Annotated in this window: 19 protein-coding genes (1 of these 19 cut by a window edge); 7 read left to right on the top strand and 12 right to left on the bottom strand. The window is 72.9% G+C overall.

What is annotated here, in order from left to right:
• A protein-coding gene (gene trpS / locus OG625_RS21830; protein ID WP_329383695.1) for a tryptophan--tRNA ligase crosses the window boundary here: on the top strand, positions 1-265 show its end. Its footprint begins 737 nt before the window's first position; 265 of the gene's 1,002 nt are visible here — the last part of the coding sequence; the start codon falls outside the window, past its left edge; it ends in the stop codon at positions 263-265.
• Positions 266-319: 54 nt separating this feature from the next.
• Here trpS and proC read toward each other — a convergent pair whose 3' ends face one another.
• From proC to OG625_RS21800, 6 genes are all read right to left on the bottom strand, one after another.
• On the bottom strand, positions 320-1,129 hold the full coding sequence (gene proC, locus OG625_RS21825; protein ID WP_329383692.1) for a pyrroline-5-carboxylate reductase: 810 nt from the start codon (positions 1,127-1,129) through the stop codon (positions 320-322).
• Between the two features lie 116 nt (positions 1,130-1,245).
• Positions 1,246-1,983 carry an ABC transporter permease gene (locus OG625_RS21820; RefSeq protein WP_329383689.1) on the bottom strand — a complete coding sequence of 246 codons (738 nt, stop codon included), beginning with the start codon at positions 1,981-1,983 and terminating at the stop codon, positions 1,246-1,248.
• Complete coding sequence (locus OG625_RS21815) at positions 1,980-2,804, bottom strand: ABC transporter ATP-binding protein (RefSeq protein ID WP_329383686.1); 825 nt, start codon at positions 2,802-2,804, stop codon at positions 1,980-1,982. The genes OG625_RS21820 and OG625_RS21815 overlap by 4 nt, the downstream gene beginning before the upstream one ends.
• Positions 2,805-2,869: 65 nt before the next feature.
• Complete coding sequence (locus OG625_RS21810) at positions 2,870-3,415, bottom strand: hypothetical protein (RefSeq protein ID WP_443067747.1); 546 nt, start codon at positions 3,413-3,415, stop codon at positions 2,870-2,872.
• Positions 3,416-3,506: 91 nt separating this feature from the next.
• Entirely contained in the window at positions 3,507-3,809 is a 303-nt protein-coding gene (locus OG625_RS21805; RefSeq protein ID WP_329390839.1) for a peptidase, read from the bottom strand.
• A gap of 70 nt (positions 3,810-3,879) precedes the next feature.
• Entirely contained in the window at positions 3,880-4,182 is a 303-nt protein-coding gene (locus tag OG625_RS21800) for a peptidase (RefSeq protein ID WP_329383683.1), read from the bottom strand.
• A 105-nt stretch (positions 4,183-4,287) separates the two neighbouring features.
• Between OG625_RS21800 and OG625_RS21795 the strand changes: the two genes are divergently transcribed.
• On the top strand, positions 4,288-6,423 hold the full coding sequence (locus tag OG625_RS21795; protein ID WP_329383680.1) for a serine/threonine-protein kinase: 2,136 nt from the start codon (positions 4,288-4,290) through the stop codon (positions 6,421-6,423).
• A 31-nt stretch (positions 6,424-6,454) separates the two neighbouring features.
• Here the strand turns inward: OG625_RS21795 and ilvD are convergent, their stop codons facing one another.
• From ilvD to OG625_RS21775, 4 genes are all read right to left on the bottom strand, one after another.
• Positions 6,455-8,305 carry a dihydroxy-acid dehydratase gene (ilvD, locus tag OG625_RS21790; RefSeq protein ID WP_329383677.1) on the bottom strand — a complete coding sequence of 617 codons (1,851 nt, stop codon included), beginning with the start codon at positions 8,303-8,305 and terminating at the stop codon, positions 6,455-6,457.
• Positions 8,306-8,470: 165 nt separating this feature from the next.
• Entirely contained in the window at positions 8,471-9,088 is a 618-nt protein-coding gene (locus OG625_RS21785; protein WP_329383675.1) for a TetR/AcrR family transcriptional regulator, read from the bottom strand.
• On the bottom strand, positions 9,085-9,912 hold the full coding sequence (locus OG625_RS21780; RefSeq protein WP_329383669.1) for a sugar phosphate isomerase/epimerase family protein: 828 nt from the start codon (positions 9,910-9,912) through the stop codon (positions 9,085-9,087). The genes OG625_RS21785 and OG625_RS21780 overlap by 4 nt, the downstream gene beginning before the upstream one ends.
• Positions 9,913-10,174: 262 nt before the next feature.
• Positions 10,175-11,122, bottom strand: a complete 948-nt coding sequence (locus tag OG625_RS21775; RefSeq protein ID WP_329383666.1) for a Ppx/GppA phosphatase family protein — start codon at positions 11,120-11,122, stop codon at positions 10,175-10,177.
• Positions 11,123-11,185: 63 nt separating this feature from the next.
• Between OG625_RS21775 and OG625_RS21770 the strand changes: the two genes are divergently transcribed.
• Positions 11,186-12,025, top strand: coding sequence for a hypothetical protein (locus tag OG625_RS21770; protein WP_329383663.1), 840 nt, complete (start codon positions 11,186-11,188; stop codon positions 12,023-12,025).
• 92 nt (positions 12,026-12,117) lie between these two features.
• Here the strand turns inward: OG625_RS21770 and OG625_RS21765 are convergent, their stop codons facing one another.
• Positions 12,118-13,944, bottom strand: coding sequence for a BACON domain-containing protein (locus OG625_RS21765; protein WP_329383660.1), 1,827 nt, complete (start codon positions 13,942-13,944; stop codon positions 12,118-12,120).
• 180 nt (positions 13,945-14,124) lie between these two features.
• On the opposite strand from OG625_RS21765, the gene radA reads away from it, so the two are divergent.
• Complete coding sequence (gene radA, locus OG625_RS21760) at positions 14,125-15,537, top strand: DNA repair protein RadA (protein ID WP_329383657.1); 1,413 nt, start codon at positions 14,125-14,127, stop codon at positions 15,535-15,537.
• Positions 15,538-15,738: 201 nt separating this feature from the next.
• A complete protein-coding gene (gene disA, locus OG625_RS21755) occupies positions 15,739-16,863 on the top strand; it encodes a DNA integrity scanning diadenylate cyclase DisA (protein ID WP_329383655.1) in 1,125 nt (374 codons plus the stop codon).
• A 284-nt stretch (positions 16,864-17,147) separates the two neighbouring features.
• Here the strand turns inward: disA and OG625_RS21750 are convergent, their stop codons facing one another.
• Positions 17,148-17,951 carry a hypothetical protein gene (locus OG625_RS21750; protein ID WP_329383653.1) on the bottom strand — a complete coding sequence of 268 codons (804 nt, stop codon included), beginning with the start codon at positions 17,949-17,951 and terminating at the stop codon, positions 17,148-17,150.
• A 160-nt stretch (positions 17,952-18,111) separates the two neighbouring features.
• Here OG625_RS21750 and OG625_RS21745 point away from each other — a divergent pair, with 160 nt between their 5' ends.
• Positions 18,112-18,756, top strand: a complete 645-nt coding sequence (locus OG625_RS21745; protein ID WP_329383650.1) for a phosphatase PAP2 family protein — start codon at positions 18,112-18,114, stop codon at positions 18,754-18,756.
• A complete protein-coding gene (locus OG625_RS21740) occupies positions 18,753-19,667 on the top strand; it encodes an A/G-specific adenine glycosylase (protein ID WP_329383648.1) in 915 nt (304 codons plus the stop codon). Before OG625_RS21745 ends, OG625_RS21740 begins: the two co-directional genes overlap by 4 nt.
• Positions 19,668-19,828: the final 161 nt, after the last annotated feature.

Genomic DNA, 19,828 nt, shown 5'->3' with positions numbered 1-19,828 from the left:
GAACCTGCTGGACATCCTCGCGGCGTGCTCCGGCGGTGATCCGGCCGTGCTCGCCACGGAGTACAGCGGGTACGGGGACCTCAAGCGGGACGTAGCCGACGCGGTGGTGGAGCTGCTGCGGCCGGTGCGGGAGCGGCACGCCGAGCTGGCGGCCGATCCGGCGGAGGTGGAGAAGGTGCTGCGGGAGGGCGCGGGGCGGGCGCGGGAGCTGGCCCGGCCCGTGGTGGACCGGGCGTACCGGGCGATCGGGCTGCTGGAGCCGTGAGAGGGAAGGGGCGGGCCTCGTTTTGTGCGGGGCCCGTCCCGTTCGTCCCGGGTGTCAGCTGTTGCCGGAGGCGAGTTCGCGGCTGCGGTCGCGGGCTGCTTCGAGGGCGGCGATGAGGGCCGCGCGCACGCCGTGCTTCTCCAGCTCGACGATGGCGTTGATGGTCGTACCGGCCGGGGAGGTGACGGCCTCGCGGAGCTTGACGGGGTGCTCGCCGCTGTCGCGGAGCATCACGGCGGCGCCGATGGCGGCCTGGACGATCAGGTCGTGGGCCTGGGCGCGGGGCAGGCCGAGCAGGATGCCCGCGTCGGTCATGGCCTCGACGAGGAAGTAGAAGTAGGCGGGCCCGGATCCGGAGAGGGCGGTGGCCGCGTCCTGCTGGGACTCGGGGACGCGCAGGGTCTTGCCCACGCCGCCGAAGATCTCCTCGGTGTGGGCGAGGTGCTCGGCGGTGGCGTGGCTGCCGGCCGAGATGACGGACATGGCCTCGTCGACGAGCGCGGGGGTGTTCGTCATGACGCGGACGACGGGGGTGCCGGGGCTGAGCCGTTCCTCGAAGAAGGAGGTGGGGATGCCCGCGGCGCCGCTGATGACCAGGCGGTCGACGGGGACGTGCGGGGCGAGCTCGTCGAGGAGCTTGCCCATGTCCTGCGGCTTGACCGTGAGGATGAGGGTGTCGGCGCGCTTGGCGGCCTCGGCGTTGGAGACGGCCTCGACGCCGTAGCGCGTACGGAGTTCCTCGGCGCGCTCGGAGCGGCGGGCGGTGACGAGGAGCTTCGAGGCGGGCCAGCCGCCGCGGATCATCCCGCTGAGCAGGGCCTCGCCGATCTTGCCGGTACCGAGGACTGCGACTGTCTGGGTCATGCCCGATTCACCTCGCCGAACAGTTGTGCACGTGAGCTGCGTATGCGTCCTCATCCTCGCACTCGGGACGGTGGGTGGGGCGGCGTGTCCGGTCCGTGGTCAGGGCGGGGCAGGGGTCACGGGGTGCGGCGGCGGAGGGTGGCGGCGCCCAGGGCGAGTACGAGCAGGGCGCAGGCGGCGACGATGACGGCGTCGCGGACGAAGTCGGCGGTCATGTCGGTGTGGGTGAGGACCTGGGTCATGCCGTCGACGGCGTAGGACATGGGCAGCACGTTCGAGATGGCTTCGAGGACGGGGTGCATGGTGTCGCGGGCCGCGAAGAGTCCGCACAGGAGGAGCTGGGGGAAGATCACGGCCGGCATGAACTGGACGGCCTGGAACTCGGAGGCCGCGAAGGCGGAGACGAAGAGGCCCAGCGCGGTACCGAGGAGGGCGTCGAGGAGGGCGACGAGCAGGAGCAGCCAGGGGGAGCCGACGACGTCGAGGCCGAGGAGCCAGAGGGCGAGGCCGGTGGCGAGGAGGGACTGGACGACGGCGACGGCGCCGAAGGCGAGGGCGTAGCCGGCGATGAGGTCGCCCTTGCCCAGGGGCATGGCGAGGAGGCGTTCGAGGGTGCCGGAGGTACGCTCGCGGAGGGTCGCGATGGACGTCACCAGGAACATGGTGATGAGGGGGAAGATCCCGAGGAGCGACGCGCCGATGCTGTCGAAGGTGCGGGGGCTGCCGTCGAAGACGAAGCGCAGCAGGGTCAGCATCAGGACGGGTACCAGCAGCATCAGCGCGATGGAGCGCGGGTCGTGGCGGAGCTGGCGCAGGACGCGGGCGGCGGTGGCGAGGGTGCGGGACGCGTTCATCGCTGGGCCTCCTGGGCGGCGGCGGCGTTGGCCTCGTCGACGAGGCGGAGGAAGCCTTCTTCGACGGTGTCGGAGTGGGTGCGGGTGCGCAGGGCGTCGGGGGTGTCCTGGGCGAGGATCCGGCCCTCGCGCATGAGGAGCAGGTCGTGGCAGCGCTCGGCTTCGTCCATGACGTGGGAGGAGACGAGGAGGGTGGCGCCGCGGGTGTCGGCGATCTCGTGGAAGAGGTTCCAGAGGTCGCGGCGCAGGACGGGGTCGAGGCCGACGGTGGGTTCGTCGAGGACGAGCAGCTCGGGGGTGCCGAGCAGGGCGACGGCGAGGGAGACGCGGCTGCGCTGGCCGCCGGAGAGGTTTCCGGCGAGGGCGTCGGCGTGGGTGGTGAGGTCGACGTCGGTGATGGCCTCGCGGACTGTTTCGGCGCGGCGTTCCGCCGCTGGGCGGCGGGGGGTCCCCCCAGCGGTAGCTGGGGGAGGGTCGAGGATCGCGGCGAAGTAGTCGAGGTTCTGCCGGACGGTGAGGTCGTCGTAGACGGAGGGCGCCTGGGTGACGTAGCCGATGAGGGAGCGGAGCTCGGGGTGGCCGGCGGGGCGGCCGAGGACGTCGAGGGTGCCGGTGACGTTGGCCTGGGTGCCGACGATGGCGCGCATGAGGGTGGATTTCCCGCAGCCGGAGGGGCCGAGGAGGCCGGTGATGCGGCCGCGGGGGACGTCGAAGGCGATGGAGTCGATGACGGTGCGGGGGGCACGGCCGGTGCCGCGACGGACGGTGAGGGCGGTGGCGTGGATTGCGGGGGGCGCCCCCTCACGCTGGTTATTCATCATGTGATGAATAATGCTCCTGGCTGCGCCAGGGCGTCAATCGGCCGGGGTGCGGTAGCGGTGTTCCGCTACTTCTTGCGCTTGGGGCGGCGCGCGGCGGGGTTGCCCGTGCGGGAGCTGCGACGGCGCTCGAATTCGGTCTTGGCGCGCTCGTACTCGGCGCGGCGGAGCTTCTCGCCGGGCGCCTCGAAGAGGGCGCGCAGAAAGTACGCGATGAGGGAGCCGATGAAACCGATCGCCTTGAGGCCCTTGAGGGCGGCCTCGTCGGAGGACGGGGCGGGGCGGCGGCTGAAGGACTCCCAGGTCTTGGCGAAGGCGATGGAGCTGGCGATCGCGAAGAGGACGACGACGGAGATGCTGAGGAACGGGCCGACGTTGCCGATCTCCAGGCCCTCGTACGCGAAGCGCAGCAGGTAGGCGGCGCTGACGGCCCCGGCGAGCGAGCCGATCGCGACGCCGACGCGGCGCAGGGCGTAGCCGCGGTCGTGGTTCACCCAGGTGGTGCCGAAGAAGCGGATCGCCTCGGGCTCGGGCCCGGCGGGCACCGCCGGGGCCGGGGCCTGCGCGGCCGGCTCGGCGGGGGTGCTCTGGTCTCGCTGGTTGTCGTCGCTCACACCAGCGATTATCTCCCCCAGCTACCGCTGGGGGGACCCCCACCGCCGGGGCGGCCGGGCCGGGTGTGTCTCACGTGGCAGACGGGGGCGGTCAGCCGCAGTGCGCGGCGACGTAGCCGTCGCTGCCCGTCTTCACATACGCGTCCGAGACGAACTGGCCGTTGCCGATGCAGTCCCAGAGGTTCGTCGTACCGTACGGGCCCGAGATGGTGGTGCCCTCGCACTGGCAGCGGATCGTGACCCAGGCTCCGAGGGTCAGAACCTTGACCACCGAGTAGTTGGTGCCCGGACCGCTGCGCACCTTCAGCTGAACACCGGGCGCGACCGGATAGGACTGGTAGCCGCTCTCGGCCGATGCCGAGCCGGCACCCGCCAGCGCAATGGCCGGGACCATCGCGACGACCGAGCCGCCGAGGCCGAGCATGCGTCGTCTACTGATCATTTGCTTCATCCCCCTTGGATGGTCAGCCGCAGCGGTTGGCTACGTAGCCGTCGCTGCCCGTCTTCACGTACGCGTCCGAGACGAACTGGCCGTTGCCGATGCAGTCCCAGAGGTTCGTGGTGCCGTACGGGCCCGTGATCGTCGTTCCCGGGCACTGGCAGCGGATCCACACGATGGCGTCGTAGGGAAGGACCTTCACGATCGAATAGTTCGTGCCCGGTCCGCTTCGCACGTTCACGCGGTACCCCGGAGCCACCGGATACGACTCGAAGCCCGAGTCCGCGGCCAGGCTCTGGACTTCGTTGAGCTCGTTCTCAACCGACATGCAAAATCTCCCCCTTGAGCATGACGCTCTGCAACTCGCGCAGGGTAGCAGGCCCTTCCCGATTCATATGAGCCATCCACTAGGCTCCGGCGGGGGTGGTCGGCAGTGCACTCACTGCGTGCGGAACGGGCCGGGTTTCCGGAGTACGCCGGGCAGTACCGGCTGGAATCGGTGCTGGGTTCCGGCGGCATGGGGGTGGTACATCTGGCCACCTCCGACTCCGGGCTGCGGCTCGCGGTCAAGGTCGTACACGCCGAACACGCGGTGGATCCGGAGTTCAGGGCCCGCTTCCGGCAGGAGGTCGCGGCCGCGCGGCGGGTGAGCGGGGCGTTCACCGCGCCCGTCGTCGACGCGGACCCCGATGCTGAGCGACCGTGGATGGCCACCCTCTTCATCGACGCCCCGACCCTCGCCGAACGAGTACGGGAACAATTGCTCGACGCGGCCGAGGCGGCCCGGCTCGGTGCCGGGCTGGCGGAGGCGCTGCGGGACATCCACCGGGTGGGGGTCGTGCACCGCGATCTGAAGCCGAGCAACGTCCTGATGGCGCCCGATGGGGTGCGCGTCATCGACTTCGGGATCTCCCGGCCGACCGACAGCGATCTACGGACCGAGACCGGGAAGCTGATCGGGACGCCGCCCTTCATGGCGCCCGAGCAGTTCCAGCGACCGAAGGAGGTCGGACCGGCCGCGGACGTGTTCGCGATGGGCGCCGTACTGGTGCACGCGGTGACCGGGCACGGGCCCTTCGACTCCGACAGCCACTACCTGGTCGCGTACCAGGTGGTGCACAACGAACCCGATCTCGCCGGGGTGCCGCCCGCGCTCGCGCCGATCGTCGCCGCGTGCCTCGCGAAGGATCCGGCCGACCGGCCCTCCCCCGACGCTCTGCTGCTCGAACTGCGGGCCGCCGCGTATCCGACCGGCGAGGAGACCCGGGCCTTCATTCCGCAGCCGCGACGGCCGACGGCTGAGGAGTCGAAGCCGGCGGCCGAGCAGGACACCCACCGACGGGCCCGGATCGCGACGGATCCCCTTCCCGCCGGCGTCCGGCGACGGTGGCGCGCAGCCGCGCTGCTCGGAACGGGCCTGCTGCTCACCGGCGGGGCCGTCGGCGGCTACTTGCAGCTCCCGGACGAGCCAGGACCGTCCGTTCGGACATCCGGCTCGGGTCGACCGCCGGACAACCAGGCCGTCAGCCCGTGGGTCACCTCGTTGGAAGGACAAGGCCGGGACAACCGGGTCGTGTCCTGCTCCTGGACCGGTGGCGCCCTGTACTGCTCGACCCCCAGCCTGGCCGCCGCGCGGCTGGACCCGGCGAACGGCTCCGTCACCTGGTCACTGAAGGCAGCGAGGCCCGGCGCCGACAGCCAGCCCCCGCAGTACGCGGGAGGGCTCGTCCTCACTGTGGCCGCAGGCAGCCAGACCGTCCAAGCCCTCGATCCGGTGTCTGGCACACAGCGCTGGCAGACGCCGCTGCCGGCCGGCGGACAGGTCGTACCCGTCGGCGGTGCCGTACTCCTGTCGGGCGGAGACGGCAGGGTCACCGCCCTCGACACCGCGACCGGAGCCACCCGCTGGACGAAGCAGATCGGCGGGGTGGGATCCCTGTGGCTCGCGGGCCCGCAGGATCCGGACGGTTGCGTGCTCTACGTGGCCACCCCGGCGGGCGACGGCAAGTCGACCCGGGTCTCGGCGGTGGACTGCTCGAACGGCACCGTGCGTTGGCAGCAGCGCACGACCGGCACTGCCGAGCCGATCGGGGTCTCACAGGGCGCTCTGCACCTGCTGCTCCACGACGCCACCGGATCACGGACCCGCGGAGTCATGCGGATGGATCTCCGTACGCGGTCCGTGAAGGAGACACCCCTCCTGGCGAACCTCCTCCAAGCGCAGGGCGCCGTGGACGCGAACGGAGTGGTGTACCTCTCCGGCGCTTCGGGCACCCTGGCCGCCGTGGGCCCGGACAAGGAGCGGTGGCGCCTGGAAACGGGGGTGGCCGTCGCCTCCCGTCCCGTACCCGACGGTGGACGCCTCTACATGACGGCTGTGGACGGCCGGCTCCTGGCCGTGGACTCGGCGGCCGGCCTGCTCGTCGGCCAGACCAAGGCACGCATGGGTGACGGGCACTCCTACACCGCCACCATCCCCGCCCCCGTCGTCGCCGACGGCCGGGTGTTCGGGGCCGCGCCCGACGGGTCCGTCTTCGCCGTGGACGCACTGAACCCCGCCGGGTGGTGAAGCGCCCGGCGGGGTTCCGTAGGACAGGCCGTCAGCCCAGGCGGCTGACGTCGCGGACCGCGCCCTTGTCGGCGCTCGTCGCCATCGCCGCGTAGGCGCGCAGGGCCGCCGAGACGGTGCGCTCGCGGTTCTTCGGGGCGTAGACCCCGCCGAGGGCCTCGTGGCGGGCGGCGAGGGTGGCCTCGTCGACGAGGAGCTCGATCGAGCGGCTCGGGATGTCGATGCGGATCCGGTCGCCGTCCTCCACGACCGCGATGGTGCCGCCCGAGGCCGCCTCCGGGGAGGCGTGGCCGATGGAGAGGCCCGAGGTGCCGCCGGAGAAGCGGCCGTCCGTCACCAGGGCGCAGACCTTGCCGAGGCCGCGGCCCTTGAGGAAGGAGGTCGGGTAGAGCATCTCCTGCATGCCGGGGCCGCCGCGCGGGCCCTCGTAGCGGATGACGACGACGTCGCCCGCCTTGATCTCCTTGCGGAGGATCTTGTCGACGGCCTCGTCCTGCGACTCGCAGACGACCGCGGGGCCCTCGAAGGTCCAGATCGACTCGTCGACGCCGGCGGTCTTGACCACACAACCGTCGACGGCGATGTTGCCCTTCAGAACGGCCAGGCCGCCGTCCTTCGAGTACGCGTGCTCGACGGAACGGATGCAGCCGCCCTCGGCGTCGAGGTCGAGGGTCTCCCAGCGCTCGGACTGCGAGAAGGCGGTCGCGGAGCGCTTGCAGCCGGGGGCCGCGTGCCACAGCTCCATGGCCACCTCGGAGGCGGTGCCGGAGCGGGCGTCCCACTCGGCCAGCCAGTCCTCCAGGTTGGCGGAGTGGACGGAGGTGACGTCCTTGTTGAGCAGGCCGCCGCGGTGAAGCTCGCCCAGGATGGCGGGGATGCCGCCGGCCCGGTGGATGTCCTCCATGTAGTACGTGCCGCCGGGCGCCACGTTCGGCGCGACCTTGGACAGGCACGGGACGCGGCGCGAGACCTCGTCGATGTCGGTGAGGTCGTAGTCCAGGCCCGCCTCCTGCGCGGCGGCGAGGAGGTGCAGGATCGTGTTGGTCGAGCCGCCCATGGCGATGTCGAGGGCCATGGCGTTCTCGAAGGCCTGGCGGCTGGCGATGTTGCGCGGCAGGACGGAGTAGTCGTCCTGCTCGTAGTGGCGCTTGGTGATCTCGACGATCGTGCGGCCGGCATCCTCGTAGAGGGCGCGGCGGGCGGTGTGCGTGGCGAGGACCGAGCCGTTGCCGGGCAGGGCCAGGCCGATGGCCTCGGCGAGGCAGTTCATCGAGTTGGCGGTGAACATGCCGGAACAGGAGCCGCAGGTCGGACAGGCGTTCTCCTCGATGCGGAGGATGTCCTCGTCCGACACGTTCTCGTTGGAGGCGTCGACCATGGCGTCGATCAGGTCCAGCTTGCGGACGGTGCCGTCGACGAGCGTCGCCTGCCCGGCCTCCATCGGACCACCCGACACGAACACGACGGGGATGTTGAGGCGCATGGCGGCCATCAGCATGCCGGGGGTGATCTTGTCGCAGTTCGAGATGCAGATCAGCGCGTCGGCGCAGTGGGCCTCGACCATGTACTCGACCGAGTCCGCGATGAGGTCGCGGGAGGGCAGGGAGTACAGCATGCCGGCGTGACCCATCGCGATGCCGTCGTCGACCGCGATGGTGTTGAACTCGCGGGGGATGGCACCGGCGGCACGGATGGCGTCGGAGACGATCCGGCCCACCGGGGCGAGGTGCGTGTGCCCGGGGACGAACTCGGTGAACGAGTTGGCGACCGCGATGATCGGCTTGCCGATGTCCTCGCTCGCTACGCCCGAAGCACGCATAAGGGCGCGTGCGCCCGCCATGTTGCGGCCGTGGGTGACGGTGCGGGACCTCAGCTCGGGCATGCGGTTTCACTCCCCATGAGTGCGGCTGTACGGTCAGCCGCGACTGCGGATATGGCTCAGTTACGAGGCTACGCCCACCGCCCGCGATCCGGACAGCCCGTCCGGATCCCGGGACGAGAGGGTCACTCTTCGGGCAGGTCACTCTTCGGGCAGGTCACTCCCCGGCTACGCCTCGGTCAGGTACCGCTGCAGCGTCGGCGCCACGAGGACCACGATGGCCTCCGGATCCGCCGAGGCCAGCGGCTCGACCTTCACCACGTACCGCAGGATCGCGATGCCGACCATGTGCGAGGCGGCCAGCTCCGCCCGGAAGGTCGGATCGGGGACGTCGAGTTCGACGGCGACCCGCTCCAGCACCCGGCGCAGCACCAGCCCGCGCAACACCTTCGCGGCGGCCTCGTGCGTGAGGGCGGAGCGGATGACGGCGAGCAGCGGAACCCGCGTGACCGGGTTCTCCCACACCCCCAGGAAGTAGCGGGCGAGCCGCTCCCCGATGCCGTCCGGCCCCTCACCCAAGATCGCCGGGACCACCAGGGCGGGCTCCAGGCTCACCTCGATGGCGGCGGCGAAGAGGTCGTCCTTGCTGCCGAAGTAGTGGTGCACCAGCGCCGGATCCACGCCGGCCACCTTCGCGATGCCGCGCACGGAGGTCTTGTCGTACCCCCGCTCCGCGAACACCTCGCGGGCGGCGAGCCGGATGCGCTCCTGGGTACCGGGGCCGTCGTCGGCCTCGTCCTGCCGGGGCCGGCCGGGGCCGCGCCGCCGCTTCGCGGGCTCGCTCACGGCCGCCGGACCTCGTGCCGGTACGCGGTGGCGAGGTGCAGCCGCGTGAAGGCGAGCGCCTCGGCGAGATCGGCCTCGCGCTCGGCGGAGGACATGGCCCGCCGCGTGTTCACCTCGATCACCACGTGCCCGTCGAAGGAGGTCCGGGCGAGCCGCTCCAGCAGCTCGGCGCAGGGCTGCGTACCCCGCCCCGGAACCAGGTGCTCGTCCTTGGCCGACCCGTTCCCGTCCGCGAGGTGGACGTGGGCCAGCCGGTCCCCCATCCGGTCGATCATCGCGGTGGCGTCGGTCCGCGCGGTCGCCGTGTGCGAAAGATCAACGGTGAAGTGCCGGTAGTCGTCCTTCGTCACGTCCCACTCGGGCGCGTAGGCGAGCATCTCCCGGTCCCGGTACCGCCACGGATACATGTTCTCGACGGCGAACCGCACGTCGGTCTCGTCGGCCATCCGCCAGATCCCGGCGACGAACTCCCGCGAGTACTGCCGCTGCCACCGAAAGGGCGGGTGCACCACGACGGTCGACGCCCCCAGCCGCTCGGCCGCAGCCTGAGCCCGCTGAAGCTTGGTCCAGGGATCCGTGGACCACACCCGCTGCGTGATCAGCAGGCACGGCGCGTGCACGGCGAGGATCGGCACCTGATGCTGATCGGACAGCCGCCGCAGGGCATCCACGTCCTGGCTGACCGGGTCCGTCCAGACCATGACCTCGACGCCGTCGTAGCCGAGGCGCGCGGCGATCTCGAAGGCGGTCGCCGTGGACTCCGGATAGACGGAGGCGGTGGAAAGGGCGACTTTCGCGGTCGGGACACGGACTGGTTCTGCCACGGAGACAGGGTACGGGGCGAAGCGGTCTGGGGGTGGGGGCTGGGCGGGGCGGGGGCGGGGGTGTGGCGGGGGTGTGGCGGGGTCCGAGCTGGGCGGCCATGGTGCTCCGCCACACCGAGGGGGCGGGTGGGCAAACGCCGCTCGGGAGCGGCGGGCTAGGGGGGTGAAGGCCCCGCACGCGCGTGCGCCCGTACAAGCGCCGCGTGCCCGTGACCTCGTACCGCCCCCGCCCCCGCCCCGCCCCGCCCCCGCTCCCGCCGCCCTACGCCACCGGGACGTCCTGTGTCGGCAAGTGGTCCAGCCTCCGCAGGATGACACCCTCCCGCAGCGCCCACGGGCAGATTTCCAGGGCATCCACCCCGAAGAGGTCCATCGCGCCCTCCGCCACCACCGCGCCCGCCAGGAGCTGGTTCGCGCGGCCCTCCGAGACGCCCGGCAGGGCCGAGCGCTGGGCCGTGGTCATCGCGGCCAGGCGGGGGACCCACTCCTCCAGGGACTTGCGGGTCAGGTCGCGCTGGACGTACAGGCCGTCCGCCGAGCGGGCCGCGCCCGTGATGCGGGCCAGCTGCTTGAAGGTCTTCGAGGTCGCCACGACGTGGTCCGGGGCGCCGAAGCGGCTGAACTCGCCGACCGTCCGGGCGATCTCCGCCCGCACGTGCCTGCGCAGGGAGCGGATGTCCAGCACGTCCGGCGGGTCGCCCGGCAGCCAGCCCGCCGTGAGGCGGCCGGCGCCGAGCGGGAGGGATACGGCGGCGTCCGGGTCCTCGTCGATGCCGTACGCGATCTCCAGGGAGCCGCCGCCGATGTCGAGGACCAGCAGCTTCCCCGCCGACCAGCCGAACCAGCGGCGGGCCGCCAGGAAGGTCAGCCGGGCCTCGTCGTCGCCGCTGAGGACGGGCAGCTCGATGCCGGTCTCGGCCTTCACCCGGGCCAGGACCTCGTCGGCGTTCGTGGCCTCGCGTACGGCGCTCGTCGCGAAGGGGAGAACGTCCTCACACCCCTTGTCCTCGGCGGCCTGCACCGCGTCGCCGATGACGGAAATCAGTCGCTCGACGCCCTCGGGAGTTATGGCGCCGCCCTCGTCGAGCAGCTCCGCCAGCCGCATCTCCACCTTGTGCGAGTGCGCGGGCAGCGGGCGCGCGCCGGGGTGCGCGTCCACCACCAGCAGGTGGACCGTATTCGAACCCACATCCAGGACACCGAGTCTCATAGGGGGAAACGCTACTGCGAGGAACGCGTAGGGGTTGCGTAAGGGGCGCTTACGCTTGTGTTTGTGCCAAATACGAAGAAGGCCAACAAGACCCGGTCGAAGAAGGACACGGGCAAGGACAACGGCAAGGCCTCGAACAAGGCCAAGGCCAAGGTCGTCGCCGACGAGAAGGGCCTGGACTTCCCGCGGGCCTGGGTGGAGTTCCCCGATCCCGCCGACGAGGAGCAGGTCTTCCGCTGCGACCTGACCTGGCTGACCTCCCGCTGGGCCTGCATCTTCGGCAGCGGCTGCCAGGGCATCCAGGCGGGCCGGGCGGACGACGGCTGCTGCACCCTCGGCGCGCACTTCTCCGACGAGGACGACGAGAAGCGGGTCGCCGAGCACGTCGCGCGGCTGACGCCGGAGCTGTGGCAGTTCCACGACGTCGGCAGTGAGACCGGCTGGACCCAGCACGACGACGACGGGGAGAAGCAGACCCGCCGCTGGGACGGCGCCTGCATCTTCCTGAACCGGCCCGGGTTCGCGGCCGGGGCCGGCTGCTCGCTGCACATCCTCGCCGTGCGGGAGGGCAAGGAGCCGCTGGAGACCAAGCCGGACGTCTGCTGGCAGCTGCCGATCCGCCGCACGTACGACTGGATCGACCGGCCCGACGACACCCGCGTGCTGCAGGTGTCGATCGGCGAGTACGACCGCCGCGGCTGGGGCCCCGGCGGCCACGACCTGCACTGGTGGTGTACGTCGGCCACGTCCGCGCACGGCGCCGGCAAGCCGGTGTACGAGTCGTACAAGGCCGAGCTGACGGAGCTGATGGGCAAGGAGGGCTACGAGGCCCTCGTGGCGCTGTGCGAGGCGCGGCTCTCCTCGCTGCTGCCGATGGCTCCGCACCCGGCCGACCCGGTCTAGGCGGCGACCCGGTCCAGGCCGGGGCGACCCGGTCCAGCCCGACCCCGTCCCGCCCGACCCGGCCTAGCCCGACCCACTCACAGCCGACCCGCTCACGGCGACGGCGCCGGCCCCGGGTCGGGGGAAACCGTTCCGCCTGGGCCCGTCGCCGTCGCGGTGGGCGTGGGCGCGGGCGTCGGGGAGCCCGGCGGGGTCTCGGACGGCGTCGGCGTGGGCGTCGGAGTGGGGGTCTGCGTCGGCGCGGGGGTCTCGGACTCCGCCGGAGTCGGCTCCGGAGTGGGCGTCGGGGGCGGGGTCGGCTGCGATGCCGGGCGGCCGCGGCCCTGGATGGAGACCACGGTGCCGCCCGGGTCCACGCCCACCCGGGCCGACCAGGCGCCCACGGGCTGGGCCTCCTGGTCCACGGCGATGGTGAGGGTGACCGATTCTCCGGGGGCCAGGGTGCCCGCCGTACGGCTCGCGCGCAGCCAGGGCGCGTCGGACCAGAGCCGCCAGTCCACCGGACCGCCCCCGGAGGCGGTGAGGGTGAGCAGGGTCGTGGTGCCGCGCGAGGACGCGGCCACGGTGAGCCGGCCGGAGGCGCCGGCCCGGTCCGCGGCCGGGGGCCCGCTGCTGATCACCTCGACGGATACGTCGGCGTCCGCGCTGCCCGGGGCGAAGCCGGGGCTGCCCGTGGTGGTGGCGGTGTTCCCCGTGTTCTCGTACGCGCTGAGCGGGCGGCCGTCGGTGCGCGCCGTCGGGAGCTCCGACTCGCTCGCGGAGATCCGGGCCGCGGAGCCGCCGACGGGCTCCCCCGTGCTGGGCGCGCCGCGGTACGCCGCCCACAGCGCCAGTACCGGGGCCGCTACGACGGTGGCGACCACGGTGGTGGTCACGGCGCGGGCGCGCAGCCGGTCGCGGCGGGCGGCGCGGTCCTTGGGGTCCATCGGGAAGCCGGTGCGGTCGAAGCGCGGGGCCGGGCCGCGGCCCCGGCCGGCGCGGCCGGAGCGGAGCATCGCGGCGTGAACGGCGGTGCGGGGCGCCGGAATGAGCGGGAGGCCGGCCGGGTCGATGCCGCCGGGACCGCCACCGGTGCTCGCGGGCAGGCCGGAGCCGGGCCAGGGGGCGCCGGCGCCGACGCGTTCGGCGACGCGGCGGCAGCGCGGGCAGTCGTCCACGTGGCGTACGAGCTCGGCGCGCAGGCTGCTGGAGAGGAGCAGTCCGCCGCCCGCGCCCCCGCTCCCTCCCCCTCCCCCGAGGCCGTCGTCGCCGGTGAGGCGGGAGACGGTCGGGCAGCTGCCGGTCTCGACGACGGCGAGGGCGGCGCGCGTGCGTTCGACCTCGCAGGCGGCGCCGGTCAGCAGCTCGCGGGCGGCCGCGGGGGGTGTTCCGAGGACGGCGGCGAGTTCGGTGACGGCGAGGCGGTGGCGGACGGCGAGTTCGAGGGCCTCGCGCTGTTCGGGCGTGGTCCCCGCGGCCTCTGGCCAGGCGAGCCGGGCCAGCTCGGTACGGCGGTAGGCGTTCACGTCAAGCGGGCGGTGGGCGGCCGGCGCGGTGCCTGCGCCGCCGTCACCACCCGGCGCACGGCCGTGACCGGTGTGCTCCGGCGCACGCCGGGCGGAATGCGCGCCCTGCCTCGCGCGCCGCTGCTCCGCGAGCCGGCGCAGGCAGCCCCAGCGGGCGAGGGCGTACAGCCAGGCCCGCCGGTCCCCTTCGTCGGGGCAGCGGCCGGGATGCCGCTCGGCCACGGCGAGGGCATCGCCGAGCACGTCGGTGGCGGTGTCGTGGTCGCACAGGACGGAGAGGCAGTACGTGAACAGGCCGTCCAGGTAGGGCTCGTGCCGGAAGGGCGGCGGCTGCTCCGCTTCGAGGGGGGCGCGCCCGTGCGCCCGGTGTGCGCCGGTGCGCGGTGAGGAGTGTGCCTGGCTGCTGCTGTTCACCTGGCGACCGTAGGCGGCGCGCCGGTGGCGCCCCGGAAGCCTTCAGCACATTTAGCCCTTACGGGTGAACAGATCGGTACCGCGATGACGGCGGCCCTGACGGTTGCGGGCCGGCCGCGGGCCGGCCCGCGGCCCCGGCTCCCGTCCGCGCTGTCAGTGCGGGCGGCTACCGTGAGCGGCATGGCTGCCCGCACTGCTCGTTCATCCGCCAAGGACCGGCCGTCCTACCGCTGCACCGACTGCGGCTGGACCACCGCGAAATGGCTCGGGCGGTGCCCCGAGTGCCAGGCGTGGGGCACCGTCGAGGAGATGGGCGCGCCCGCCGTGCGGACCACCGCCGCCGGGCGGGTGTCGACGGCCGCCCTGCCGATCGGGCAGGTCGACGGGCGGACGGCGACCGCGCGCAGCACCGGCGTGGACGAGCTGGACCGCGTCCTCGGCGGCGGGCTCGTGCCCGGGGCCGTCGTCCTGCTCGCCGGGGAGCCCGGCGTCGGGAAGTCGACGCTGCTGCTGGACGTCGCGGCGAAGGCGGCCAGCGACGAGCACCGCACGCTGTACGTCACCGGCGAGGAGTCCGCGAGCCAGGTGCGGCTGCGCGCCGACCGGATCAACGCGCTGAGCGACCACCTCTACCTGGCCGCCGAGACCGACCTGTCCGCCGTGCTCGGGCACCTGGACGCGGTGAAGCCGTCCCTCCTCATCCTCGACTCCGTACAGACCATCGCCTCCCCCGAGATCGACGGCGCGCCCGGCGGCATGGCGCAGGTGCGCGAGGTCGCCGGTGCGCTGATCCGGGCGTCCAAGGAACGGGGCATGGCCACCCTCCTCGTCGGCCACGTCACCAAGGACGGGGCCATCGCGGGCCCCCGCCTGCTGGAGCACCTCGTGGACGTGGTGCTGAGCTTCGAGGGCGACCGGCACGCCCGGCTCCGGCTCGTGCGCGGCATCAAGAACCGGTACGGGGCCACCGACGAGGTCGGCTGTTTCGAGCTGCACGACGAGGGGATCACCGGGCTCGCCGACCCGAGCGGCCTGTTCCTGACCCGCCGCGCCGAGGCCGTGCCCGGCACCTGCCTGACCGTGACCCTGGAGGGCAAGCGCCCGCTGGTCGCCGAGGTGCAGGCGCTGACGGTGGATTCGCAGATCCCCTCCCCCCGCCGCACCACTTCGGGCCTGGAGACCTCGCGCGTCTCGATGATGCTGGCCGTGCTGGAGCAGCGCGGCCGGATCACCGCGCTCGGCAAGCGCGACATCTACAGCGCGACCGTCGGCGGGGTGAAGCTCACGGAGCCGGCCGCCGACCTGGCGATCGCGCTCGCCCTGGCCTCCGCCGCCAGTGACGTACCGCTCCCGAAGAACCTGGTGGCCATCGGGGAGGTCGGGCTGGCGGGCGAGGTGCGGCGCGTGACCGGCGTACAGCGGCGGCTCGCGGAGGCGCACCGGCTCGGCTTCACGCACGCGCTGGTGCCGGCCGATCCGGGGAAGGTGCCCGCCGGGATGAAGGTCATCGAGGTCGCCGACATGGGCGATGCGCTACGGGTCCTGCCGCGCGGGCGGTCCCGTACGCCGGCCAAGGAGCGGGCCGCGGACTAGCGGCCTTCGCCCGCAGGCCGCCCGGAGGACCCCGCGCGGAGGACGCCTTCCTGTACGGACCCCCTGGTCAGGGGGACCGTACGGGGTCCTCCCGGGCCCCACCTGGCCGAGCCACGGCGGGCCCACAGCGCGCGCCGGTAGACTTCGGGATGGTCCGCCCGGCCGTACGCAGGCGGCGCAACCCGCGACCGGAGGAGTGCAGTGGCAGCCAAGGACGGGGCAGCAGCATCCGGGAAGTCGGGCGCTAGCTCCAAGCAGGAGGCCATGATGCGCGCCTCGCTGAGCGCGGTCGCACCTGGTCAGCCGCTGCGCGACGGCCTGGAACGGATCGTCCGCGGCAACACCGGCGGCCTCATCGTCCTCGGCATGGACAAGAGCGTCGACGCGATGTGCACCGGCGGTTTCGTGCTGGACGTGGAGTTCACGGCGACCCGGCTGCGCGAGCTGTGCAAGCTCGACGGCGCGCTCATCCTCGACAAGGACATCACCAAGATCCTGCGGGCCGGCGTGCAGCTGGTCCCGGACGCGTCGATCCCGACGGAGGAGACGGGCACCCGTCACCGGACCGCGGACCGCGTCTCCAAGCAGTGCGGGTTCCCGGTGGTGTCGGTGTCGCAGTCGATGCGGCTGATCGCGCTGTACGTGGACGGTGAGCGGCGGGTCCTGGAGGAGTCCGGCGCGATCCTGTCGCGGGCGAACCAGGCGCTGGCCACGCTGGAGCGGTACAAGCTGCGGCTCGACGAGGTCGCGGGGACGCTGTCGGCGCTGGAGATCGAGGACCTGGTCACGGTCCGCGACGTGACGGCGGTCGCGCAGCGGCTGGAAATGGTCCGTCGGATCGCGACCGAGATCGCCGAGTACGTGGTCGAACTGGGCACGGACGGGCGGCTGCTGTCGCTCCAGCTGGACGAGCTGACGGTCGGGATCGAGCAGGAGCGGGAGCTGGTCATCCGGGACTACGTTCCGGAGCCGACGGCGAAGCGTTCCCGCACGGTGGACGAGGCGCTGTCCGAGCTGGACGCGCTGACGCACGCGGAGCTGCTGGAACTGCCGATCGTGGCGCGGGCGCTCGGGTACACCGGCTCTCCGGAGACCCTGGACTCGGCGGTGTCCCCGCGGGGCTACCGGCTGCTGGCGAAGATCCCCCGGCTGCCGGGGGCCATCATCGAGCGGCTGGTGGAGCACTTCGGGGGGCTGCAGAAGCTGCTCGCTGCGAGCGTCGACGACCTGCAGACGGTGGACGGCGTCGGCGAAGCCCGCGCCCGGTCCGTCCGCGAGGGGCTGTCCCGCCTGGCGGAGTCGTCCATCCTGGAACGCTACGTCTGACCCCCTGGGGCGCCGCCCCGGACCCCGCGCCTCAAACGCCGGCGAGGCTGGATGTGGCTGCTGCCGCCTGCCCCGGTGCGGCTCAAAGATCCGGGGCTCCGCCCCGTACCCTCCCCCAGACTCCGTCCGGGGGGACCCCCACTCCTCAAACGCCGGAGGGGCTGGATCTTGCTGCTGCCGTCCGCCAGGCGCGGGCTGGATTGCCCGGAGGGCAACTCCAGCCTCGCCGGCGTTTGAGGCGCGGGGGTTCGGGGGCGGAGCCCCCGATAGCCGCGCCGCAGGGGCTAGTTCTGCTTCAGGACGAACGAGGTTCGGGCCACCGGCATGCCGGGGGCCTTGACCTCGACCACGTACGTGTCCGGCACCGCAGCCCCCGCCGGAGGCGTCTGGCACTGGTCCGGGGCGCTGAACTGGCGGTCCCATTCCAGCGGCTGCTTCGTCTCGCCGCCCGCCGGCAGGCGGAAGAACGCGTTGCCCGCGCCCGCCGGGCAGTCCGACGAGGACCAGACCGCCTTGTTCGTGGTCGCCTGAAGGATGGTCAGGACCGCCTGCTTCGGACCGAGGTCGACCTTGCAGGTGGTGCCGGAGATGTTGCGGGCCACCAGTTCGAGACGGGGCTTCTCGTTCGCCTCGTACTCGTTCTTCACGCTCTTGACCTCCCACTGCAGCGCACCCGGCGCGCACGTGGGAAGCGGGGAGTCGGCAGGTACGGCCGCCGGGCCGCCCCCGGAGCCGCCGGAGGACGCGGCTCCGCCCGTACCGGCGCCCGGGTCGCCGTTCTTGCCCGCGCCGCCCGTGCCACCCGCGCCGCCGTCGGAGCCGGTGCTCGCACCGCCGCCCGAGGACTCCGTGCGGCCGCCCGGGGCGGTGTCGATCGCCGGTCCCGTACCAGCGGGCCCGGGCGTGATCGTGGTGACGGTGTCGGGGCCCTTCTGGCCCTTCCCGTTCGTACTCGTCTTCCCCCCGCCGGAACTGACGGTCCATACGGCGAGGAGCGCGAGGAGCGCGACGACGGACGCCAGCACAGCCCTCCGTCGCCAGTAGATGGAGGAGGGGAGCGGCCCGACCGGATTGCGCAGAGATCCCACGGACGGAACCTTACGAGAGTTCGGGGCCCGATCAGTGCCCCACATGCCGCGCAGCGGGCTCGATTTGCCGATGATCATCCTGCGGGCGCAATCGCGGCGGCCCTGAATCAGCCAAGCGTCTGACGCCCGGCCCATCCGCCCTTGAGTACCGTCGGTCACCATGGACAGTTCGGACCTTTACCTCGACATCACCGACTTCGCCCACTCCACGCCCGCCTGGGTGCAGTCGGCCTTCGAGGCCTGGACGGAGTACGGACTCCTCCTCTTCGGACTGCTCTTCATAGCCGTGTGGTGGCGCTCGCGCGGCCGCTCGGACGGCCCCCGCCCGGTGGCCCTCGCCGTCCTCGCCCCGCTCGCCACCGCCGTCGCGTACGTCGCGTCCGAGTTCGTGAAATCGACCGTGGACGAGGAGCGCCCCTGCCGGGCCGTCGCCGGCGCGGCGGCCTCGCTGATCAAGTGCCCCGCCACCGGAGACTGGTCCTTCCCGAGCAACCACGCGGCCATCGCGGGCGCCGCCGCCGTCGCGCTGGCCCTCGCCGTGCCCCGCCTGGCGCTCCTCACCGTGCCGCTCGCACTGCTCATGGCCTTCTCCCGGGTCTACGTCGGCGTGCACTATCCGCACGACGTGGCGATGGGCCTGCTGCTGGGCGGATCGCTGGCCGCCCTCGTGGTCCTCGCGCTCACCGGCCCGATCGGTACGGTCATCGCCGCCATGCGGGCTAGCGAGGTCCGCGCCGCCGTCTGGTTCACCGGCCGGGACCGGGCGGAGCAGACCCAAAACGTGCCAGGATGCCGTCTGCCATGACTGCACCCGTATCCCACGATTCCGCCGCGTCCGCCGCCTCCCACGCGCTGCACTCCCCCGTCATCGCGTGGTTCGACGAGCACGCCCGCGACCTGCCCTGGCGCCGCCCCGAGGCCGGCCCCTGGGGGGTCATGGTCAGCGAGTTCATGCTCCAGCAGACCCCCGTCAACCGGGTCCTGCCGGTCTACGAGCAGTGGATGTCCCGCTGGCCCCGCCCCGCCGACCTGGCCGCCGAGGCCCCCGGCGAGGCCGTACGGGCCTGGGGGCGGCTGGGCTACCCCCGCCGGGCCCTGCGGCTGCACGGCGCGGCCGTCGCCATAACGGAGCGGCACGGGGGCGACGTACCGCGGGAGCACGCGCAGCTGCTCGCGCTGCCCGGGATCGGCGAGTACACGGCGGCCGCCGTGGCCTCCTTCGCGTACGGGCAGCGGCACGCCGTGCTCGACACGAACGTGCGGCGGGTCTTCGCGCGCGCCGCCACCGGGGTCGAGTACCCGCCGAACGCCACCACGGCCGCCGAGCGGCGCCTGGCCCGGGCCCTGCTGCCCGAGGACGAGGAGACCGCGGCCCGCTGGGCGGCGGCCTCGATGGAGCTCGGCGCGCTGGTGTGCACCGCGAAGAAGCCGGACTGCGCCCGCTGCCCGGTGGCCGGGCTGTGCGCCTGGCGGCTCGCCGGGAAGCCGGCGCACGAGGGACCGCCGCGGCGCGGGCAGACGTACGCGGGGACGGACCGGCAGGTGCGCGGCAGGCTGCTCGCCGTGCTCCGGGAGGCGGTGGGCCCCGTACCGCGGTCCGTGCTCGACACGGTCTGGGACGAGCCGGTGCAGCGGGCGCGGGCGCTGGACGGGCTGGTCTCCGACGGACTGGTCGAGCCCCTCGCGGGAGCCACGTACCGGCTGCCGGCGAGCTGAGGACGAGCCGAGGACGAGCCGAGGACGACGGGATCCGAAGGCGCGTCAGCAGCGGGCGACACCGCACTGGTAGCCGACTCAACCATTCCGTTTTCCTCGGGAAACCCCAGCTCACAGCCGCTGTTACACAACCTATGGGTGTCCGTGCGCCCGCCGAGGGC

The sequence above is a fragment of the Streptomyces sp. NBC_01351 genome (genome assembly GCF_036237315.1).
GTDB lineage: Bacteria > Actinomycetota > Actinomycetes > Streptomycetales > Streptomycetaceae > Streptomyces.
Note: the sequence above shows the minus strand (reverse complement) of the source record. Positions and strands in the feature narration are given on the sequence as shown.

What these genes read in the sequence shown, in the direction of transcription:
- proC (WP_329383692.1), bottom strand. Translation starts at nt 1,129, where the DNA reads ATGACCCAGACAGTCGCAGTCCTCGGTACCGGCAAGATCGGCGAGGCC.
- radA (WP_329383657.1), top strand. Translation starts at nt 14,125, where the DNA reads ATGGCTGCCCGCACTGCTCGTTCATCCGCCAAGGACCGGCCGTCCTAC.
- OG625_RS21805 (WP_329390839.1), bottom strand. Translation starts at nt 3,809, where the DNA reads ATGGTCCCGGCCATTGCGCTGGCGGGTGCCGGCTCGGCATCGGCCGAG.
- OG625_RS21815 (WP_329383686.1), bottom strand. Translation starts at nt 2,804, where the DNA reads ATGATGAATAACCAGCGTGAGGGGGCGCCCCCCGCAATCCACGCCACC.
- ilvD (WP_329383677.1), bottom strand. Translation starts at nt 8,305, where the DNA reads ATGCCCGAGCTGAGGTCCCGCACCGTCACCCACGGCCGCAACATGGCG.
- OG625_RS21775 (WP_329383666.1), bottom strand. Translation starts at nt 11,122, where the DNA reads ATGAGACTCGGTGTCCTGGATGTGGGTTCGAATACGGTCCACCTGCTG.
- OG625_RS21800 (WP_329383683.1), bottom strand. Translation starts at nt 4,182, where the DNA reads ATGTCGGTTGAGAACGAGCTCAACGAAGTCCAGAGCCTGGCCGCGGAC.
- OG625_RS21740 (WP_329383648.1), top strand. Translation starts at nt 18,753, where the DNA reads ATGACTGCACCCGTATCCCACGATTCCGCCGCGTCCGCCGCCTCCCAC.
- OG625_RS21820 (WP_329383689.1), bottom strand. Translation starts at nt 1,983, where the DNA reads ATGAACGCGTCCCGCACCCTCGCCACCGCCGCCCGCGTCCTGCGCCAG.
- OG625_RS21745 (WP_329383650.1), top strand. Translation starts at nt 18,112, where the DNA reads ATGGACAGTTCGGACCTTTACCTCGACATCACCGACTTCGCCCACTCC.